Source organism: Parasphingorhabdus sp. (genome assembly GCF_036963805.1).
In the GTDB taxonomy this organism is placed as follows: domain Bacteria; phylum Pseudomonadota; class Alphaproteobacteria; order Sphingomonadales; family Sphingomonadaceae; genus Parasphingorhabdus.
Window position 1 is genome coordinate 1,333,886 of the sequence record NZ_JBALUN010000001.1, and the last position, 19,067, is coordinate 1,352,952.

A 19,067-nucleotide genomic window follows, 5' to 3' on the forward strand; every position below is an offset into this window, starting at 1 on the left:
TTGTAATCTATGCCGTTTTTTTGAGCTTTATGCAAAATGATCGATCGCCTCTTGTATAATCTTGTAAACTGAAAACAGTTGATCATCTGTGATACAATAAGGCGGCATTATATAAACTACGTTTCCGAGTGGCCGTAACAGCACGTCATGATCTGTAAAAAAACGAAGCAATTCAGGGCCTAAGGCCGACATATAGTTACCGCCGGCATCGTCTATTTCGAAAGCCAATATTGTTCCGCATTGGCGAACAGCCGATATATTATGTTGTTGGCGAAGCTGATCGGCAAAGTCGCTATGGCATTGGATGATATGATCAATGCGCTGCTGAACTGGCTCGTCGCGCCAAATCTGCAAATTGGCATTGGCTGCGGCGCAGGCAATGGGATTCGCGGTGAAGCTACTGGAGTGAAAAAAGGTTTTGGCGCGATCTTGCGAAAAATGCGCATCATATATCGGCGCGCTCGCGGCCGTAACTGCCAAGGGGATGACGCCGCCGGTCAATCCCTTTGCCATGCACATGATATCGGGCGTGATCCCGGCTTGCTCGCTGGCAAAGACCGTTCCGGTGCGCCCCCAACCGGTCATGACTTCATCAGCTATGAATAGGACATCATGCTGCGCGCAGATTCGGTGCATCTCGGCCAGAATATCGGGGGAATAGACCTTCATGCCCCCTGCCCCAAGGATTAGCGGCTCAACGATAAGCGCGGCTGGCGGATCGTCTGGATCTGCGCAAAAGACAGTCAGGGCGTCTAGCGTGGCTTGCTCCGACCCTTGCTCGGGAAAGGGAATGGAACCCACATCAAAAAGCAGCGGGGCATAGGCGTTGTTAAACACGCCGCGGGCACCAATCGACATCGCGCCAATAGTGTCGCCATGATAGCTATGATCCATCACCAATATGCGATTTCGGGAATGGCCCTCGTTATGCCAAAAACCCAGTGCCATTTTGAGAGCGACTTCCACGGCCGTCGATCCGCTATCGGAAAAGAATATATGATCCAGTCCGCTAGGCAGAAACTCCGATAGGCCCTCGGCTAGCTGCTGCGCTGGCTCATGCGTCCATCCGGCAAAGATGATCTGATCCAGCCGGGCGCTTTGCTCCTGTATCGCAGCAACAATTTTGGGATTGCAATGGCCATGGGTCTGCACCCACCAACTGGAAATAGCATCGATTATTTCGCGGCCAGCCTCTGTATATAATAGGGCGCCCTCGGCTTTCGCGATTTGGGGAATGGGTTCGCCAAGGCCGTGTTGCGTAAAGGGATGCCAGATTTTCGTGGTCATATGCCGAAATCCGATATGGTGAAATGCGCGCGAAAAGCTGTTGAAAGCGTTTGGGCGGACAGGTTATCTATGATCGGTAAACGGCCCAATTGCGGAACACCACCGATGCGGCAGATCGTATCCTGACTATCTGCAATTTCACCCCCTATGAAGGCCATGCCAAATACCGGAACGCCGCGGCTACGCAGCGCTTCTATGGTCATCAGGCTGTGATTAATCGTGCCCAGCTTGGTCGATGCAACGATGATGACCGGTAATTTCCAAAGCGCAAACAGATCGGCAAACAGCAATTCGTCATTAATCGGAACTAATGCGCCGCCTGCCCCTTCGATTACTAAATGCCCCTCGACTTGCGGAACGGCTAAATCGCCTGCGGCTATGGTGACGCCATCTTTGGCGGCCGCAAAATGGGGAGAGGCTGGCGTGTTAAGCCGAAATTTTTCCGGAAGGACTTTATCGGCTCCGACCCCGCTCAACCTTAAGACCGCCTGACTATCTGTTTCGCCCTCGAGACCAGCTTGTACCGGTTTCCAGTAATAGGCATCCAGCGCTGCGGTCAGGGCAGCCGCAAAGACCGTTTTGCCAATATCGGTGTCGGTTCCGGTAATAACGTAACGCTGATTCACGCTGCATGCTCAACGCGGCGCGCTTCGTTCAAAGCCTCCGCAAGCAATATAATATCTTCCTGCGACACATTTAACGTTAGCGACAGTCGTAGCCGCGCGGTGCCGGCAGCCACGGTCGGCGGTCTGATTGCGCGGACGTCAAAACCCACTTGTTGTAAATTGGTGGCGACTTGCACGGCCAACCTGTCTTCTCCGAGAATTACGGGGAAAATCTGGCTACCGGACCGGGATGCGGGGCATAATGGCCCCAACTGTTGCTCCGCTACCTGGATATGGTCCTGCAATTGCCTTTGTAGTGATGGATTATCCGCAACATATGCAATTGCCTGATGCACCATATGGGCGGTGAGCGGACTAGGGGCGGTCGAGAAAATGAAGGCGCGGGCCCGGTTGATGAAAAAATTGCGCAGGACATCGGGCATGGTGATCAGTCCGCCCTCGACGCCTAAAGCCTTGCCGCATGTGCGCAGGACGATCATATTATCCTGATTTTTGAGCACACCGGATAAGCCCACACCGCGCTCGCCAAACACGCCTACGGCATGGGCTTCATCAATGATCATCACCGCATCATGGCGTTCCGCTATTTGGGCAATATCAAGCAACGGGGCCTGATCACCGTCCATGCTATATAGGCTTTCCACGGCAATCCAGACTGTTCCGGTCCCGCCTCTTTCACGATAGGCGGCGATCTGCCCCGCTAAGTCTTCCAGATCATTATGGCGGAAGCTTTGCGTTTCGGCTCGGCCCAATTTCATACCATCATGGCTACTGGCATGAATTAATGCATCATAGAGAACCAGATCACCGGTTTGCGGCAATGTCGAGAATAGAGCCAGATTAGCAGCATAGCCCGTGCTAAAAAATAAAGCGGCTTCTGCGCCATAATGCTTTGCGGTAAAAGCCTCTAGCGCCTCATGCTCTACGTGATTGCCGCCCAATAGCCGTGATCCGCCAGAGCCATGCGGGATCCCGCTGTCGAGTGCGGCGTGGGCGGTCTCGCTAAGAAATGTGCTGCGCGCTAGCCCGAGATAATCGTTGGATGCAAAATCCTTGCCCGGCGGAATGATAAGAGCACGCTTACGGCCCGCCCGGTCAAGGGCGTCCAGCTGCTGTTGAAATGGTTCGAATAGAGACATTGCGAAGCTGTTAGCAGTCAATTATCGGCTATGGCTAGCGGTAATGCGAGTTGCGATTTTTTCATCAAATCTCCGGACGATTTTGGAGGTGATGTTGTAAAGCCCAGATCGAAACGCACGAGCTTTTCTTTGAGCGGGATGACGGCTTCTGCCGGACCAGCAACGGCTTGTTCTATCGCGGGGTGATTAGCCGCAAGTCCGCCGGTTAAGGCGCCAAAGGCGGGCATGATGAGATGTTTTTCACCTCTGACAAAACAGCGCCGCGAAACATGCCTTCCGCGAACGGGCACGCGTAGCTTGGGATGAAAATGACCCGAAATTTCGGGCAATTTGGTATTTGCTGTTGCTTGGTGGCGCAGGGCAATGCCCTCGCCCATCCATCCAGCCATGACTTCGCCGCCCCATATACCGCTGACATCCCGGTCATGATTGCCGCTTATCCATATCCACCGTGTATCTTTTGTCAGTTTTTTCAGCCGATCGGCGGCATTTTTCTCCAACCGCGCCTCACCCTCATCATCGTGATAATTATCGCCCAGACAAAAGATTTTTTCTGCTTTCGATTTCGCGATAAGTTCGGCCAGTTCATCAAGCGTCGCGCGGCTGTCATAGGGAGGTAACATCTGTCCCTGACGGGCGTAAAAGCTTGCTTTTTCAAGATGCAAGTCGGCCACAAGCAAAGCCTTTTGCGCTGGCCAATAGAGCGCGGCTGGGGCGACCACATAAAACCGGTGATGGGCGAACGAAAGGGGAACCATGCTCCCGCTATGCGATGATCGGTGGGCCTATGCAAGCCGGAAGGGTTGGAATTTCATTCCATGCACGACTATATGCGCGCTATGACGGAAACAAATTCACCCTATAAAGTCGCTGCGCTCTATCATTTTGCTGTGGTCGATGATCCGGCGGCGTTAAAGCCAGAAATCTTGGCTGCCTGTGAAGCCAATGGGCTAAAAGGCACGATCTTGCTCGCGGCGGAAGGCATTAACGGCACGATTGCAGGCGAAGATAAGGGTATAGATGCTACTATCGCCTTCCTGAAAAATCTTCCCCAATTTACCGGACTGGAAGTCAAATATTCAGCCGCCGATGACATGCCCTTTTTGCGCATGAAGGTGCGTTTGAAAAAAGAAATTGTGACCATGGGCGTGGACGGCATTGATGCGGCGCGGGCCAAGGGCGATTATGTCGATCCCTTGGATTGGAACGCCATGATTGCGGACCCCGATACGATCGTTATCGATACGCGCAATGCCTATGAAGTGGCGATTGGCAGTTTTGAAGGTGCGATTAATCCGGACACAGAGACATTTCGGGATTTTCCGACATGGTTTGATGATTTCGCTACCGAATTGCGCGCGAAATCAGAGAAATCACCTAAAATCGCGATGTTCTGTACCGGTGGTATCAGATGCGAAAAGGCCACGGCCTATGTGAAAGCACAAGGCTTTGACGATGTGCACCATCTGAAAGGCGGTATCCTCAAATATCTGGAAAATGTGCCAGAGGAAAATAGCAGTTGGAACGGCGATTGCTTTCTTTTCGACCAGCGGGTTGCGGTCGGCCATGGCTTGAAAGAGAGCGATTATGATCAATGTCATGCTTGCCGGATGCCATTGAATGCCGAAGAACGCGCGTCTAACCAATATATTCCCGGTGAAGCCTGCCCGCATTGTTACGATACACGGTCCGAAGAGCAGCGGGAACGCTATCGGGAGCGTCAGCGGCAAGTGGACAAAGCCGCGCAAGAAGGCCGCCAGCATCTCGGTAGCCCATGATCATGCTGCCCGTCTTCTATAGTTTTCGGCGCTGCCCTTATGCAATGCGCGCGCGCATGGCGCTATTGATCAGCGAAACACCCGTGCGCTTGCGCGAGGTTGTGCTGCGCGACAAGCCGGAAGAGATGATCGCAGCTTCACCCAAGGCGACCGTGCCGGTATTGGTGCTGGATGACGGAACCGTCATTGATGAAAGTCTCGCGATCATGCACTGGGCGCTGGAGCGCGCTGATCCTTGCGGCTGGCTGGAAGAGCAGGAAGCTAGCGCCGAGCTGATCGCAGAAGCCGATAGCGATTTTAAGGATAATCTCGACCGCTATAAATATCCGACGCGCTATGATGACGTCGATCCGATCGCGCATCGCAGTGCGGGTCTGGATTTTTTGTTGAAACTGGACAAGCGGATCGCTGACAACGGACAGTTGCTTGGAAAACAGCCACGTTTGGCGGACCATGCGATTTTCCCGTTTGTTCGCCAATTTGCCAATAATGACCGCGACTGGTTTGATATTCAGCCATTGCAGATGCTCCATAAATGGTTGGATGGGCATTTGGGTTCGGCACTCTTCAGTACTACGATGACAAAATTTCCACAGTGGAAAACGGATGATCTGGAGCCGGTATTCGCGCTAGAAGCGGCGAATATGTCTATGATTTGACCCGGGTGAACTTCGGCGGTTCGTAACGATGTTTTGCATCTTTCGGCAGCAGAAAATGGATTTTTCTCTCTTTAAAGTCGATTGCAACCTGATCAAATTTACGCAGTACATCCATCCCCAGTAAAAGCGCGGGCTTTTTGCCCATACCCAAGCGTTTAAACGGCGGGGCATCGGCAAAGGCTATGGGTAAAGTGGCAAATTGCGCGCGGCCGATCCGGAAATCGCGGGCCTCACCAAATGTGACGCCCAGCCGTTCTCCGGTCACCGCAATCAGGCTATTTTCTTCACCAAGCTCTTTGGCGCGTTGAATCAGGCGTTTTTGCAGGACGGGGTTGGCGATTGAAATTTGCGCCCCTGTGTCGATGATGACATTCACTCTGACCCCGGAAATGGTCGCTTCGGTAAAAATCAGTTGCCCCGAGCGCCGTTTCGCCGTCACCACAATTTCACGCGCAGTGACCATAGGGCGAGGATCAGCGGTATCCTCAATGGATATTTGGTTGGCGACAAAATCGAATAATATGCGTTGATCTTGAAGGCCGTCGAGACCCAATATTCCGTCAGCACCGATATGGTGCCCCAGCAAAACGGGTGAGATCAGGCTGTCGTAGCTTTTTGTGCCCAAAGTTAATCGCGGCACAAAGACCATATCGACCATGCTGCTGCCGGCGATGCTCATCAATTGCGCGGGTTCTTCGGCATCCAGCGCCAGCTTTGTGGCAATGTCACGTGAGAGAACGGTCCGTTCAGCCCCAGTATCAATTACAAAGGAAAACGGACCCAGACCTTTGATACTCACGGGAACCGTCATGCGCTGGGCGCGATCTTCATCTATAGCGACGATTTCGCTATCTGGTTTGGTCAAGATTCCTGGCTCAATTGATTGCCCCATCGGGACCGGATAAGCAAAGGGGAGCACCGATGCTGCGATAGCTGGCAACAAACTCAAAGAAAAAATCGGCATCAGACTCTCCGTTTATATTTTTCACGTCATGATACCACCAAACGACCCAATCACCAAAAATATGCTCATATTGCGTTTGCTGGGAGCCGCCCTAATCGCCGCGCATCGCTTCCTCGATCAGGCTTTCCGCCTCGATTAATAACGCATCGTCCGTGGCCCCTTGCGCCACATGTTCGCGGCCAATCATGACCAGAACCGGAACCGCCAGCGGACTGACGCGGTCCAGGTCGACATGCACCATTGATCCGGCAGCGCGGTCGAGCAGATCGCCCAGCCGCGCAACATCGGTCATCCGCGCCCGTGCGTCGGCCCACGCGGCCTGCATCAGCAGATGATCCGGTTCATATTTGCGCAAAACATCGAAAATCAGATCGGTGGAGAAGGTCACTTGCTTGCCGGTCTTGCGTTTGCCGGGATGTTGACGGTCCACTAGTCCGCTGATCACTGCCACTTCGCGGAAAGCGCGTTTCAGCAAATAGCTTCCCTCGACCCAGTCAAAAAACTCATCTTCCAATATATCGGCGCTAAAAAGGGATGCGGGATCGCTGACCGGTTCCACGCTCCAGCAGGCCAGCGCATAGTCATTGGCGACAAAGCCGACGGGTTTCAGCCCCCTACTCTCCATACGCCGCGTCAGCAGCATGCCGAGTGATTGATGCGCGTTCCAGCCTTCAAAACTATAGGCCACCATATAGTGCATCCCCTGATGCGGGAATGTTTCCACGAGCAGCTCGCCCGATTCTGGTAAGCGCGAACGATGGTCCTGCATTTCCAGCCACTCACGCACGTCATCGGGGAAGCGCGCCCAACCGGCGCGATCGGTTAAAAGGTCGCGCACCCGATCAGATAAATGCGTCGTGAGCGGCAGGCGCAGGCCGGTATAGCTCGGGATCATCGCTGCCTTCTTGGTGGCGCGCACGACAACGTCGGATGTGTCCAGCTTGACGAGTTCGAGACTCATACCGGCAAAGAAAAATGTATCACCGGGGCTCAGCATGGCGGCAAAGCTTTCTTCGACCTTGCCCAGATTTCGCCCGTTTTTGAACCGGACGGTCATCATCGCTGAATCGACTATGATGCCGGCATTTAACCGATGCTGTGTCGCAAAGCGCGGGTGGACAAGATGCCAAACTCCCTTGGCGTCACGCCGAAGCCGTTTGAATTTATCATAGGCTTTCAAGGCATAGCCGCCATCTTGGGTAAAGCCGAGCACGCGATTAAATGTGTCCTTGTCGAGCGCGCTATAAGGCAGAGAAGATTGCAACTCGTCGAGCAAATCATCTTCCTGAAACGGCGCGGCGCAAGCACAGGCCATGATATGCTGTGCGAGGACATCCAGACCGCCGGGGCGAAATGGCTCACCGTCACGCTTGCCTTCATTGACGGCATCTAACGCGGCCTGTGCTTCCAGATATTCGAACCGGTTTCCGGGAACCAGTAACGCCTTGGACGAGACATCCAGCCGGTGATTGGCGCGGCCAATGCGCTGGAGCAACCGTGAACTGCCCTTTGGCGCACCCATCTGGATTACGCAGTCAATATCGCCCCAATCCACTCCGAGGTCGAGCGATGCGGTACAGACCAAAGCGCGCATCTTGCCCGATGCCATCGCATTTTCAACCTTACGCCGTGCTTCTTTCGACAGGCTGCCATGATGGACGCCGATGGGCAGCGTTTCTTCGTTAATGTCCCATAATTTCTGAAAGATGAACTCGGCCAGAAAACGCGTATTGGTAAAGATCAGCGTCATGCGGTTGGCTTTAATCTGTTCCATCACCTGCGGTATGGCATAGACTCCGGCATGACCGGCCCATGGCACACGGATTTTGTCACCTGCGGGCGTTTCAGGGATCATGATTGACACATCTGCTGGTGCACCCTCTTCGCCCAGCACGTGCGTGACAGTGTCAATATCACCATAAGGCGCAAGCCATGCGCGGAAATCATCGGGTTCAGCGACGGTCGCTGATAAGGCGGCGCGGCGCATATCCGGTGCTATCTTTTGTAATCGGGCCAGAGACAGTGACAAAAGGTCACCGCGTTTGCCGCTTGCAAAGGCATGGACTTCATCAATGATTACATGTTTTAAACCGGCAAATAACGTGAAGCTTTCTTCCTTACTGAGCAGAAGACTGAGCGATTCCGGCGTGGTGAGTAAGATTTGCGGCGGTTTGACGCGCTGGCGAGCCTTGCGATTGGCCGGGGTATCGCCGCTGCGGGTTTCTACTGTGACCGGCAAGTTCATTTCCTCGATCGGGGTCAATAAATTGCGCTGCACGTCGACCGCTAAGGCCTTGAGAGGAGAGATATAAAGCGTATGGAGGCCTTTAAAAGCGGGATTCTCGATTAAATCCACCAGCGTCGGCAGAAAACCCGCCAGCGTTTTGCCTGCCCCGGTCGGTGCGGTGAGCAAGGCATGCCGCCCTGCCCTTGCGGCCTGCAACATTTCCATCTGATGTCGCCTCACGCGCCATCCGCGTGCGGCAAACCATTGAGCGAGAGGGTCAGGAAGCTTTGGTTGTTTCACAAGATTAGTCTAGGCTATTTTTTCGGCTCTGCCACTAATCCAATTGCTGCGCATTGCTCTTTTATAAGATACAAATTCCATTGCCCGTTTCATTCCAGCCGTTAAGAAAGAACAGAGTTCCCATGCTAATGCGGTTGAAAATATATGGATGAATCAGAGCGCCCTCAATTTGGAATAGAACGGCTTTTCGTGCTGGCGCTGCTAGTGATCATCTCACTGGCATTTGCGCTGCTGATCGAGCCTTTTTTTGGTGCGATTGTTTGGGGCGTTGTGGTCGCGGTTCTATTTCAGCCGGTCTATCAGAAAATGTCAATCTGGCTGTCGCCCCGGGTCAATCTTGCCGCTTTTTTGACGTTGATCCTTGTCATCCTGCTAGTCATCGTGCCCGCAATATTGCTCGGTATGGCTTTGGTGCAAGAGGCGACCAACGCCTATGTCAGCATTCAGGCAGGGGAATTTGATTTTGGCGGGGTTTTTGTTTCTTTTCAAAATAGTTTGCCATCGTGGGTGCAAAACCAACTTGCCGCTTGGGGATATGGTGACCTGACCACGGTGCGCCCCCGGATTGAAGAGGCGGTGGGCAACACTTTAGAATTTCTGATCGGCCAAGCTTTTAGCGTGGGCCAAGGGGCGTTTCGTTTCATGCTTGCGCTGGGGGTCATGCTCTATCTGACGTTTTTCCTGTTACGGGATGGACGTGATCTGGCGGCGCAGATTGAAAATGTTGTCCCCTTGTCGCAAAGCAAAAGCCGTATCCTCATCGATAAATTTTTTATCGTCATCATTGCGACAATTAAAGGCAGCTTTGTCATCGCGCTGCTTCAGGGGGCTGTCGGCGGTTTGATTTTCTGGGCACTGGATATTCGCGGGGCGTTGCTTTGGGCAGTATCCATGGCTATTTTCTCGCTTATTCCTGCGATTGGCACTGGCTTCGTCTGGCTGCCGGTCGGGATATATCTGTTAGTCACCGGATCAGTTTGGCAAGGAATCGTGCTGATTCTGGCTGGAATATTCATTATCTCCATGATTGACAATCTGGTCCGCCCGACGCTGGTCGGCCGGGATACGCGGATGCCGGATTATGTCGTTTTAATCTCCACCCTTGGTGGGCTGGAGCTATTCGGCTTCAACGGCATTGTTATCGGCCCGCTTCTGGCCGCCTTGTTTATCGCAGTTTGGCGGATTTTCGCGGAAATGAACAAGACGGAACGCGCGCGCCAGGTCAGAGCCCGGGCTGCTAATGCCAAGTCAAAGCCGAAGTGAAAATAGCGCGTGCGTTTACAGGACGTTGAGACCAAGCTCACTCAGCAATTGCGTGGCTTGCTCTCTGGAAATCGTTGCGCCGCGGAATAAAGCAGCGTCGACCAGTCTCAGGCCGCCAAGGTCCGCCCCGCGAAGGTCTGCCCCCACAAAGCGTGATCCGCCCATATTCGCATCGCGCAGGCTACAATCTTCAAAAATGGCTGCGCGGAAATCGGACTTATGCAGGTCGGCATTGCTGAAATCGATTTTGCGGAGGGTTTGTTTATGGAAACTATAGCCGGGTATTTTTGCGTTGATGAGGAGGGTTTCATCAAAAGTTGCGCCCATTGCTCTGGTTTCTGATAGGTCAGCGCCGGTTAGCTTGCAGCTTCGGAATGAGGCAGAAACGAGCGTTGACCGCCGCAATATGGCGTTATTAAAGTCGCTTGATTCAAACAATGCCTCGGTCAAATCGGCATCAACAAATGTCGCGAAAGCACCCCGGCAAGATCGCCATATCGTGCCTTCGAGGTTGGTCCCGGAAAAGTCGGCCCGACGCAAATTACATCGCTCAAATTCCCATCCTGTGAGATCGAGATCGGCAAGATTAACGTCTTCCAGATCGCAGTCGATCAAATGGGCTGGCGAAGAATTTGAGGCTAATCCGTCTATATCAGCTCGCGAAAGCTTCTGCTCCCGCACGGAGCTATCGGAAAACAGATCATTCATCTTACCACTCAAAATTATCAGGTTTCAACATCAACTATGTGCAAAAAGCGCCGGCTGTAGCGGTTAATGCCCGACAGTCTCGCCGCGTTCCAATCCCGATAATTTCAACTGCTCATCAATTTGTGCCATTAATCGCCCCAATCCTTCTTCGGATTTCGCTTCCGCGCGCGCTACCAGCACATCCTGTGTATTGCTCGCCCGCAGGAGCCACCAGCCATCGTCGGTATTCACACGCGCGCCGTCGGTATTATTCACATCGGCTCCGCTGGCGGCAAGCCGTTCGAGTATCTCGTCTATAACGGCGAATTTACGGCTTTCATCGACTTGAAAACGCATTTCGGGAGTGTTGATCATCTCGACCATATCGCTGCGCAGCTGGGTCACGCTTTTGCCGATATTGGTGGCGGCTTGAATCAGGCGAATCGCAGCATAGGGGGCATCATCAAAGCCGTAATAATCATGTTTGAAAAATATATGGCCGCTCATTTCGCCTGCCAGCGGTGAGGAAACTTCCTTCATTTTGGATTTGATCAAGCTATGGCCTGTTTTCCACATAAGCGGTTTCCCGCCAAGTGCGGCGATCCGGTCATAAAGGGCCTGTGATGCCTTTACATCTGCGATAATCGTCGCGCCGGGTTCAGATTTCAGCACGTCTTCGGCGTAGATTTGCAGAAGCTGATCACCCCAGATGACACGGCCTTCGCCGTCAATCGCGCCGATGCGGTCGCCGTCGCCATCAAACGCCACTCCGAAATCGAGCTTCTTGTCTGCAACAAGCGCTTTGAGATCCGCCAGATTCTTTTCCTCGGTAGGATCGGGATGATGATTGGGGAAATTGCCGTCGACATCGGTGAAAAGAAGATGATGCTCACCCGGCAGGTTGGCGGTGAGCTTTTCGATGACGGGTCCGGCGGCACCATTGCCTGCATCCCAGCCGATTTTCATCGCTTTTCCGGTAAAATTCTTGGTTAGCCGCGCGACATATTCATCTATGATATCAATACGTTCTATGCTTCCCGTGGCGTCATCCTCCGGCGTATCCCAATCACCGCTGGCCGCCATCACACCGAGCTTTTGAATATCCGCTCCAAAAAACGGACGTCCCTGAAATACCATTTTGAAGCCATTATAATTGGCGGGATTATGGCTGCCGGTTATCTCGATGCCGCCTTGCACCTGCTCTAAGACACATTCGGCATAATAGAGCATGGGTGTCGGGCCCATGCCAATGGAAATAGCGTTCACCCCCGCGTCGTTCAGTCCCTCGATCAGCGCATCTTCAAGCCCCGGGGAACTGATCCGGCCATCATAGCCGGTCACGACTGCCGTTCCCCCTGCCCGCGCGATTAGCGTGCCAAATCCGCGACCAATGGCATAAGCATCATCATTGCCGAGCGTTTCTCCAATAATCCCGCGAATATCATATTCGCGCAGGCTGGTGGAATGAAATTCATGGGATTGTAATGAGGTCATGGGGTGTTTTCCTTCGGGGAGATGATCTTATTCTGGATCCGGGTAACGACACGACAATAGAAAGCCTAATTTATAAATACTAGCCCCGTATTGCGCCAGATTTACGCATTATTTGTGACGAATCGCCTCCATTTCCTCCAGCAAAATGTCTCGGGCCCGGTTTATTTGGCGGGCGAGCTCTTCATCGCCGCCCCGGTCGGGGTGATGTTCGCTTAGGCGGGATCGCCAGGCTGATTTGATTTTCGCTGCGTTTGCCCCTTCGCTCACGCCCAATAACGAACGTGCTTGATCCAGTTCAAGGTTACGCGGCTTGCCTTTTTCCGCAGTGGTGGTTTTACGATCCCCAAACAGTTTAAACCCGCTCCACGCTGCGGCGCCGGCAATAAGTCCGCTGCCAAAGATCAAATTTCCACCGCGGAGAAAATTAACGCCGAGAAGGGCAATAGCAAGCGCCAGCCAGTCATTCGGGCGCATGTTTTTAGCGCGGCCCGAAAGGATCAGGATGGCGATAACCGTGATGCTGAGAATCAGCATGAATGTCATGGTTTATGCAACCAGTTTGGGTTTGCCAAAATCCGGTCGCTCGCCTTCCGGTTGCGGCAAGGCGAGGTGTTTGATCAATTCGCGTAATTCTTGCCGCGCCGCTATATGACTGGTGGCAAGGCGGCCAAGCTGCCCTTTATCGAGCATGGTGAGACCGGCGGGGAAAAGTTCTCGGTAAATAACCCGCTCACTAAGCCCCGGAATTACCCGAAACCCGACACGCTGCGATAGCTCGGTCAGCGCGGAGACGATCCGTTTCATATTATGTGCTTCGATGTGCTGGGTCCGGTTGCGCAGCACAACCCAGTCTATGGTTGTCCCGTCCGCCTTTGCCCGCGCCTTGCGCGCTTCCCATATTAATTCGGCATAGAAGCTGAGCTTGCGGACTTTGTACGTTTCGGGATCGACTTGTCCGATGAGATCAAAGTCGACAAAACTGTCATTTATCGGCGTCACCAATGTATTGGCCCGTGTTGCTACAAAACGGGCAAATTTGTCATCACGGCCCGGTGTATCGTAAAGCAGATAATCGACACCGTGGCTCATACGCTCGATCAATTGTTCCAACCGGGCGAGATTGTCATGTTCGAACACTTCAAAATGGGGCTGGGGAATATCGATATCGAGCCGCCCCATCGTCGCGTGGCGGTTTTCGAGATAGCGGTAAAGCGTCCGTTGGCGCGGGTCGAGATCGATGACCGCAACTTTGTGCCCCTGATAGGCAAGGGCCACAGCAATATGAACGGCGGTGGTGGACTTGCCCGTTCCGCCCTTTTCATTGGCAAAGACGATATGATGCGCTTGGCTGTCGGTCACTGGCTCTGCTACCCCCTATTTTGATACCCAAATTTCAAATCCGGGGCAGAGTCTTTTACGCGGCTGTCCCAGATGGACTGCTAACCTAAACCACGTTTGAATAAAAGCACCGGAAACAAAAACTTGCGATTGGCTTCCGATCGGATCGCGGTCTTGACTACGTCTCAGAAATCGATCGCCAGCCCTTTATGTTCCCAATCGCCATAGCGGGTCGGTCCGTTTCTTTCCAAAATCTCGTCGGCTTTTTCAAGTGGGTCAGGTTTTGGAATGGGCGGGCTTTTAGAAAGATGGGCAGGCGGTTTAGCATGGGCAGGGCGTTCACCCGCTTTTCTATCGTTTTGCGTCATTTTTCTATACTCCGCAGGTTTGAAACAGCGCGCCTGAATCACTATATTCACCGTATATTGTTCATAATCAAGTGAGTGAGCCGATGAATTTTCTGAAAACAACAATGCTATTGGCGGCGCTGACGGCCTTGTTCATGGTCATGGGCTTTTCACTCGGTGGGCCGCGCGGAGCGATTTTGGCGCTATTGGTCGCGGCAGGGATGAACCTGTTCACCTATTGGAACGCGGATAAGATCGTACTGAAAATGCATAAAGCCGTTGAGGTTGATGCAGCTAGCCATCCCGAATTTTATGGGATGGTGCAGAGACTCGCGCAACGCGCCGGGTTGCCCATGCCGAAGGTCTATGTTGTTGATCAGCCGCAGCCTAATGCCTTTGCCACGGGCCGTGATCCAGAACATTCGGCAGTCGCGGCGACGACGGGTTTGCTTAACATGTTGAGTTATGACGAGATTGAAGGGGTGATGGCTCATGAGCTTGGCCATGTGAAAAACCGTGACACTTTGATCATGACCATGGTGGCGACAATTGCCGGCGCGGTGTCGATGCTAGCCAATTTCGGCCTGTTCTTTCGCGATAATCGCGGCATTGCCGGTATCATGGCGGTGATCATCGCGCCCTTTGCCGCGATGATTGTACAAATGGCGATTAGCCGAACCCGTGAATTTGGCGCGGATCGTGCGGCAGCAGAAATTAGCGGGAAACCGCTTGCGCTGGCCTCCGCACTTCACAAGATTTCCGGGCAAGCACAGCGCATCCCCAATCCGGTAGCGCAACGCAATCCAGCTGCCGCCCAGTTATATATCGTTCCTGCCGGTGTGAAACAGATGTTCTCTACTCATCCCGCTACCGAAGACCGTATTGCAGCTCTGCAAGATATGGCACAGGGCGGCGGGTCGGATCGTTGGTCCACCTCGCCCGATGAAATTGGCGATATGGGCCGATTAAAAAGGCGGCGTAGCGCGCTGAATCCCACAAGAGAGCGTTGAGCCTAAACTGTTCCGTACTTGATCCGCAGCCTAGGGCGTCTATGGAAGGTTTCGCGTGATCCAGTCCGGGTGTCGCATCAAGTGCGGAACGCAATATCATGAATACAGAAAACTTTTCCAAAATTCCCGGCCTGCCTGCGCGGACTGCCGCTATACGTATGCTCGATGCGGTGTGCCGGCGCGGCGAAACACTGGATCAGGCTCTTCCTATAGCCACTGCCAAATTGGCCAATCCGTCTGACCGCTCACTGGCCCATAATATCGCGGCGAATGCGCTTCGCTGGATGACGGCGCTCGATACGATGATCGACAGCGCGACCAAGAAGCGCCTTCCTGATGATTCGAAGGCGCGGATGGCGCTGCGCATTGCGCTGGTGCAAGTGCTGATTCTGGAAACACCACAACATGCGGCGATTGCGACCGCGTTGCCGCTGGTCCATGGCGGACCAAGACGGCTGGTTCATGGCGTGTTTTCGACCGTAATGCGCGGTCTGGAATCAGGTGAATTGGCGTTACCCGCCTATCCTGAAATTCCCGGTGAAACGCTTGATCGCTGGACCCATAACTGGGGAGAGGGCGTTGCAAACGCAGCCGGACAAGCATGGGCCAAATCCCCGCCGCTTGATCTGAGTTTCAAAACGGATGATGCAGGAGAGCTAGAGGGCGAGAAGCTTGCCCCCAAACATATAAGAATGGAGCAGGGCGTTCCGGTTACTGAATTACCCGGCTTTGCGGATGGAGCATTTTGGGTTCAAGATCTTGCAGCTTCTTTGCCTGCGCGATTGCTAGGCGAAGGAAATGGGAAAACCGTACTCGACCTATGCGCCGCACCGGGCGGGAAAACCATGCAATTGGCTGCCGCTGGTTGGAAAATCATATCTGTCGATAATAGTGAAAAACGCATGGAGCGGTTTAAGGATAATCTGGCCCGTACCAAGCTGGATGCGGATATTGTAATTGCGGACCTGATGAAATGGGAGCCATCGGGACCTGCTGACGCTATTTTGCTCGATGCGCCGTGTAGCGCGACCGGCATTTTCCGCCGTCATCCCGATGTTCTACATTGTATCGGGTCGCGCCAAATTTCGGAACGGGCGGAAGTGCAAAAGGCGCTGCTCGACCGGGCTGCTGGATGGGTTAAGCCGGGCGGAATATTAGTATATGCAGTTTGTTCGCTGGAGCCTGAAGAGGGTGAAGAACAGATAGAACAGTTTCTGGAAAGCCATAGCGAATATGAAATTGCTCCCGTGGAGCATGATGCGCTTCCTGGCGACATTGCTCCGTTGGAAAATGGCTGCGTTCGTACGCTTCCCAATATGCTAGCCGATAAAGGATATCTCGACGGATTCTTCATCGCACGATTGCAACGAAAGGGTGAATAAGGCTGTAAATTTCAGCCTGTCCCCAAATTGTCCACAGGCCATTGCGACTCGCGCCGAATCGTGCCTTGCAGGGCAGATGTAAAATCCCTAGACGCTGACTATCAAAGGAACCCCCATGTCTAGTCCGATCCGTATCGCCCCCTCCATTCTTTCTGCTGACTTTGCGCGTTTGGGTGAGGAGGTTCGTGCAATTGATGCTGCTGGCTGTGACTGGGTGCATGTCGATGTCATGGACGGCCATTTTGTGCCCAATATCACAATCGGGCCTGCCGTTGTCAAAGCGCTGCGCCCTCATAGTGCGAAGCCGTTTGATGTCCATTTGATGATTTCACCGGTCGACCAGTTTCTGGAAGATTTTGCGGAAGCTGGCGCGGATATTATTTCCTTCCATCCGGAAGCCGGCCCACATCCACATCGGACGGTACAGACGATTAAATCGCTCGGCAAACAGGCTGGACTGGTTTTAAATCCTGCAACGCCTTTGGATGTGCTGGACTATCTCATTGATGATCTTGATCTCATATTGGTGATGAGCGTCAATCCCGGTTTTGGCGGGCAGAGCTTCATTGATACGCAGCTTCGCAAGGTGGAGGAAATCCGTAAGCGGATTGACGCGACCGGCAAGGATATCCGTTTGGAAGTAGATGGCGGAATAGATCTCAAGACGGCGCCCAAAGCCATTGCAGCGGGCGCAGATACTTTAGTGGCTGGAACGGCGACATTCCGGGGCGGACCTGATCACTATGCCGCTAATATTAGCGGCTTGAGGGGTGAATGAGCGCGGAACGGCCTGACCAAATCGATCCTGCCGATGATCCCGGTAGCGGGTTGGAACGCTATAGCGGGGAAGAAAGTCAGGCGCCAGACGGACGCAGCCTGACTATTCGTTCCGACAGCCATCGCGGCCAATCACTGGCGGAACAAACCGCCTTGCTCTATTACCGGATGACCTGGCGGATGCCTTTACACCGGTTGCGCTTGTCGGGTAAATTGCCTCTCCGTTTGCTCGCCGTACCTGTTGATCCGGTTGAGGGTGATAGGGTTCAGGGAACAGCGGTTCGCGCGGGTCATTTCCTGTTCCGCGGTCTCAAAAAGAAACTTGTAGATATTGATTTTGCGGAACTGAAGCTCCCGCCAGCCTTCGAAGATTACGTCCATCGTTTTCAGTGGTTACGTGATCTGGATACAGCAGCATCCCGCGATCAGGCCATGCCGGTGGCTGAGAAACTCATGGAAGAATGGCTGGATGCCAATGGCAAGAAAATCCGGCAACCTGCATGGCGCCCCGATAATTGCGGCTGGCGCCTCCTCATTTGGGCCAGCCATGCCCCGCTTATATTATCTTCCAGAGATCTGATTTACCGTTCCAAGGTTTTGAACAATATTGCGCGCACTGCAAGGCATCTTGATCGGACGGCCGACAAAGCCACTTCCAGTCTTGGCCGGTTGGTCGCCTGGAGCGGGGTTGTGGCGGCGTCTTTGTTAATTCCTGAGGGCCGCGTGCGGCAGATTGTCGGAGAGGCCGGCCTTGAAAAGGCGATGGGCGAATTTTTCTTTGCCGATGGCGGGTCTGTATCGCGTTCGCCGCTTAACCAGATGGATGCTGTGATCCTGCTGTCGATGCTCAAACAAGTCTATTTGGCGCGCGACGAAGATATACCCGAGTTTCTTGAAAATGCCCTTGCGTTGGCGGTGCCGCCTTTGACCGGCTTAACCCATTTTGATGGCAGCATGGGCAATTGGCAGGGCGGCGGCGCGACTTCTGCCGAGCAGGTTGAGCAGGTAATCGAAGCCAGCGGTGTTCGTGCCCGCCCCTTACGGCAAGCGCGTGACTGGGGTTATCAACGCGTGTCTTCTGGACGTTCGGTGCTCATTCTCGATGCTGCCCCGCCCCCGATTGCGAGGATGGCAGTCGCCGGTTGTGCGTCGACATTGGCGTTTGAATTTTCTAACGGCGATAGTCGGATCATTGCAAATTGCGGCGGTGCGGGGCTGGTTGGTGGGACTATTCCTGCATCTCTAGCACGTGGGCTACGATCAACAGCGGCGCACAGCACACTTTGCATCGATAATAGCAACAGCACTTCTATCCTGCCCGATGGCAAACTTGGTCGCGGGGTTAGCGAGGTGGAGCTATTCCGCCGTGATGTCGAAAATGCCACCCGTTTGGAGGCGAGCCATGACGGCTATGTCCGGCGTTTCGGTTTGGTCCATAAGCGGCTATTATTGCTGCGCTCCGACGGGCTGGAATTGCGCGGGGAGGATATGTTGATCCCTCAGGGCAGAAAGCTTCGTCGGAAGAAAAAAGACGTCGAATATGCGCTGCGCTTTCATTTGGGGCCCGATATCGAAAGCGATTTAATATCGGAAGGTAAGGGTGTCTTGCTACGTCTCAAAGACGGTAATTTATGGCAATTCCGCGCTACTAGCGGACAGGTTATTTTGGAAGATAGCGTCTGGGTCGATGGCATGGGCATTCCCCATCCTGTGATGCAGATGGTGATAACGGATAAAGTGGGTAGCGGCGGTGGTGCGACCGGTTGGCTACTCAAACATATGGGATAAA

Annotated in this window: 18 protein-coding genes; 7 read left to right on the forward strand and 11 right to left on the reverse strand. The window is 53.5% G+C overall.

Annotated elements, in window-relative coordinates:
• Window positions 1–27: 27 nt before the first annotated feature.
• From V7676_RS06450 to pdeM, 4 genes are read right to left on the reverse strand one after another with little or no spacing between them, the layout of a single operon-like run.
• Window positions 28–1,287 (reverse strand): adenosylmethionine--8-amino-7-oxononanoate transaminase, encoded by a 1,260-nt coding sequence (locus V7676_RS06450; protein ID WP_335658811.1) that lies wholly within the window; start codon window positions 1,285–1,287, stop codon window positions 28–30.
• The gene (gene bioD, locus V7676_RS06455; protein ID WP_335658812.1) at window positions 1,284–1,913 is read right to left on the reverse strand and encodes a dethiobiotin synthase; all 630 of its coding nucleotides are present in this window, start codon (window positions 1,911–1,913) and stop codon (window positions 1,284–1,286) included. The genes V7676_RS06450 and bioD overlap by 4 nt, the downstream gene beginning before the upstream one ends.
• A complete protein-coding gene (locus V7676_RS06460) occupies window positions 1,910–3,052 on the reverse strand; it encodes an 8-amino-7-oxononanoate synthase (protein ID WP_335658813.1) in 1,143 nt (380 codons plus the stop codon). The genes bioD and V7676_RS06460 overlap by 4 nt, the downstream gene beginning before the upstream one ends.
• Before the next feature lie 17 nt (window positions 3,053–3,069).
• Window positions 3,070–3,810 carry a ligase-associated DNA damage response endonuclease PdeM gene (gene pdeM / locus V7676_RS06465; RefSeq protein WP_335658814.1) on the reverse strand — a complete coding sequence of 247 codons (741 nt, stop codon included), beginning with the start codon at window positions 3,808–3,810 and terminating at the stop codon, window positions 3,070–3,072.
• 60 nt (window positions 3,811–3,870) lie between these two features.
• Here pdeM and trhO point away from each other — a divergent pair, with 60 nt between their 5' ends.
• Window positions 3,871–4,830: an oxygen-dependent tRNA uridine(34) hydroxylase TrhO gene (gene trhO / locus V7676_RS06470; protein WP_335658815.1), complete on the forward strand. Its 960-nt coding sequence runs from the start codon at window positions 3,871–3,873 to the stop codon at window positions 4,828–4,830.
• A 2-nt stretch (window positions 4,831–4,832) separates the two neighbouring features.
• Window positions 4,833–5,489 (forward strand): glutathione S-transferase, encoded by a 657-nt coding sequence (locus tag V7676_RS06475; RefSeq protein ID WP_335658927.1) that lies wholly within the window; start codon window positions 4,833–4,835, stop codon window positions 5,487–5,489.
• Here V7676_RS06475 and V7676_RS06480 read toward each other — a convergent pair.
• Together V7676_RS06480 and V7676_RS06485 are read right to left on the reverse strand one after the other, a co-directional pair.
• Window positions 5,479–6,453 (reverse strand): retroviral-like aspartic protease family protein, encoded by a 975-nt coding sequence (locus tag V7676_RS06480; RefSeq protein ID WP_335658816.1) that lies wholly within the window; start codon window positions 6,451–6,453, stop codon window positions 5,479–5,481. The two genes, V7676_RS06475 and V7676_RS06480, sit on opposite strands and share 11 nt — an antisense overlap.
• A 91-nt stretch (window positions 6,454–6,544) precedes the next feature.
• On the reverse strand, window positions 6,545–8,980 hold the full coding sequence (locus V7676_RS06485) for a ligase-associated DNA damage response DEXH box helicase (RefSeq protein WP_335658817.1): 2,436 nt from the start codon (window positions 8,978–8,980) through the stop codon (window positions 6,545–6,547).
• A 144-nt stretch (window positions 8,981–9,124) separates the two neighbouring features.
• Between V7676_RS06485 and V7676_RS06490 the strand changes: the two genes are divergently transcribed.
• Entirely contained in the window at window positions 9,125–10,243 is a 1,119-nt protein-coding gene (locus tag V7676_RS06490) for an AI-2E family transporter (RefSeq protein WP_335658818.1), read from the forward strand.
• A gap of 15 nt (window positions 10,244–10,258) precedes the next feature.
• Here V7676_RS06490 and V7676_RS06495 read toward each other — a convergent pair whose 3' ends face one another.
• From V7676_RS06495 to V7676_RS06515, 5 genes are all read right to left on the reverse strand, one after another.
• Entirely contained in the window at window positions 10,259–10,951 is a 693-nt protein-coding gene (locus V7676_RS06495; RefSeq protein ID WP_335658819.1) for a pentapeptide repeat-containing protein, read from the reverse strand.
• A gap of 63 nt (window positions 10,952–11,014) precedes the next feature.
• Complete coding sequence (gene pgmG / locus V7676_RS06500) at window positions 11,015–12,424, reverse strand: phosphoglucomutase/phosphomannomutase PgmG (RefSeq protein WP_335658820.1); 1,410 nt, start codon at window positions 12,422–12,424, stop codon at window positions 11,015–11,017.
• A gap of 108 nt (window positions 12,425–12,532) precedes the next feature.
• Window positions 12,533–12,967, reverse strand: a complete 435-nt coding sequence (locus tag V7676_RS06505) for a J domain-containing protein (protein WP_335658821.1) — start codon at window positions 12,965–12,967, stop codon at window positions 12,533–12,535.
• Window positions 12,968–12,970: 3 nt separating this feature from the next.
• Window positions 12,971–13,783, reverse strand: coding sequence for a division plane positioning ATPase MipZ (locus tag V7676_RS06510; RefSeq protein ID WP_335658822.1), 813 nt, complete (start codon window positions 13,781–13,783; stop codon window positions 12,971–12,973).
• Window positions 13,784–13,947: 164 nt separating this feature from the next.
• Complete coding sequence (locus tag V7676_RS06515) at window positions 13,948–14,130, reverse strand: DUF1674 domain-containing protein (RefSeq protein WP_335658823.1); 183 nt, start codon at window positions 14,128–14,130, stop codon at window positions 13,948–13,950.
• A gap of 83 nt (window positions 14,131–14,213) precedes the next feature.
• Here V7676_RS06515 and V7676_RS06520 point away from each other — a divergent pair, with 83 nt between their 5' ends.
• From V7676_RS06520 to V7676_RS06535, 4 genes are all read left to right on the forward strand, one after another.
• A complete protein-coding gene (locus tag V7676_RS06520; RefSeq protein ID WP_335658824.1) occupies window positions 14,214–15,119 on the forward strand; it encodes a M48 family metalloprotease in 906 nt (301 codons plus the stop codon).
• A 98-nt stretch (window positions 15,120–15,217) separates the two neighbouring features.
• The gene (locus tag V7676_RS06525) at window positions 15,218–16,501 is read left to right on the forward strand and encodes an RsmB/NOP family class I SAM-dependent RNA methyltransferase (RefSeq protein WP_335658825.1); all 1,284 of its coding nucleotides are present in this window, start codon (window positions 15,218–15,220) and stop codon (window positions 16,499–16,501) included.
• A 115-nt stretch (window positions 16,502–16,616) separates the two neighbouring features.
• Window positions 16,617–17,279, forward strand: coding sequence for a ribulose-phosphate 3-epimerase (rpe, locus tag V7676_RS06530; protein WP_335658826.1), 663 nt, complete (start codon window positions 16,617–16,619; stop codon window positions 17,277–17,279).
• Window positions 17,276–19,066 carry a heparinase II/III family protein gene (locus V7676_RS06535; protein WP_335658827.1) on the forward strand — a complete coding sequence of 597 codons (1,791 nt, stop codon included), beginning with the start codon at window positions 17,276–17,278 and terminating at the stop codon, window positions 19,064–19,066. The genes rpe and V7676_RS06535 overlap by 4 nt, the downstream gene beginning before the upstream one ends.
• The last annotated feature ends 1 nt before the right edge of the window (window position 19,067 follow it).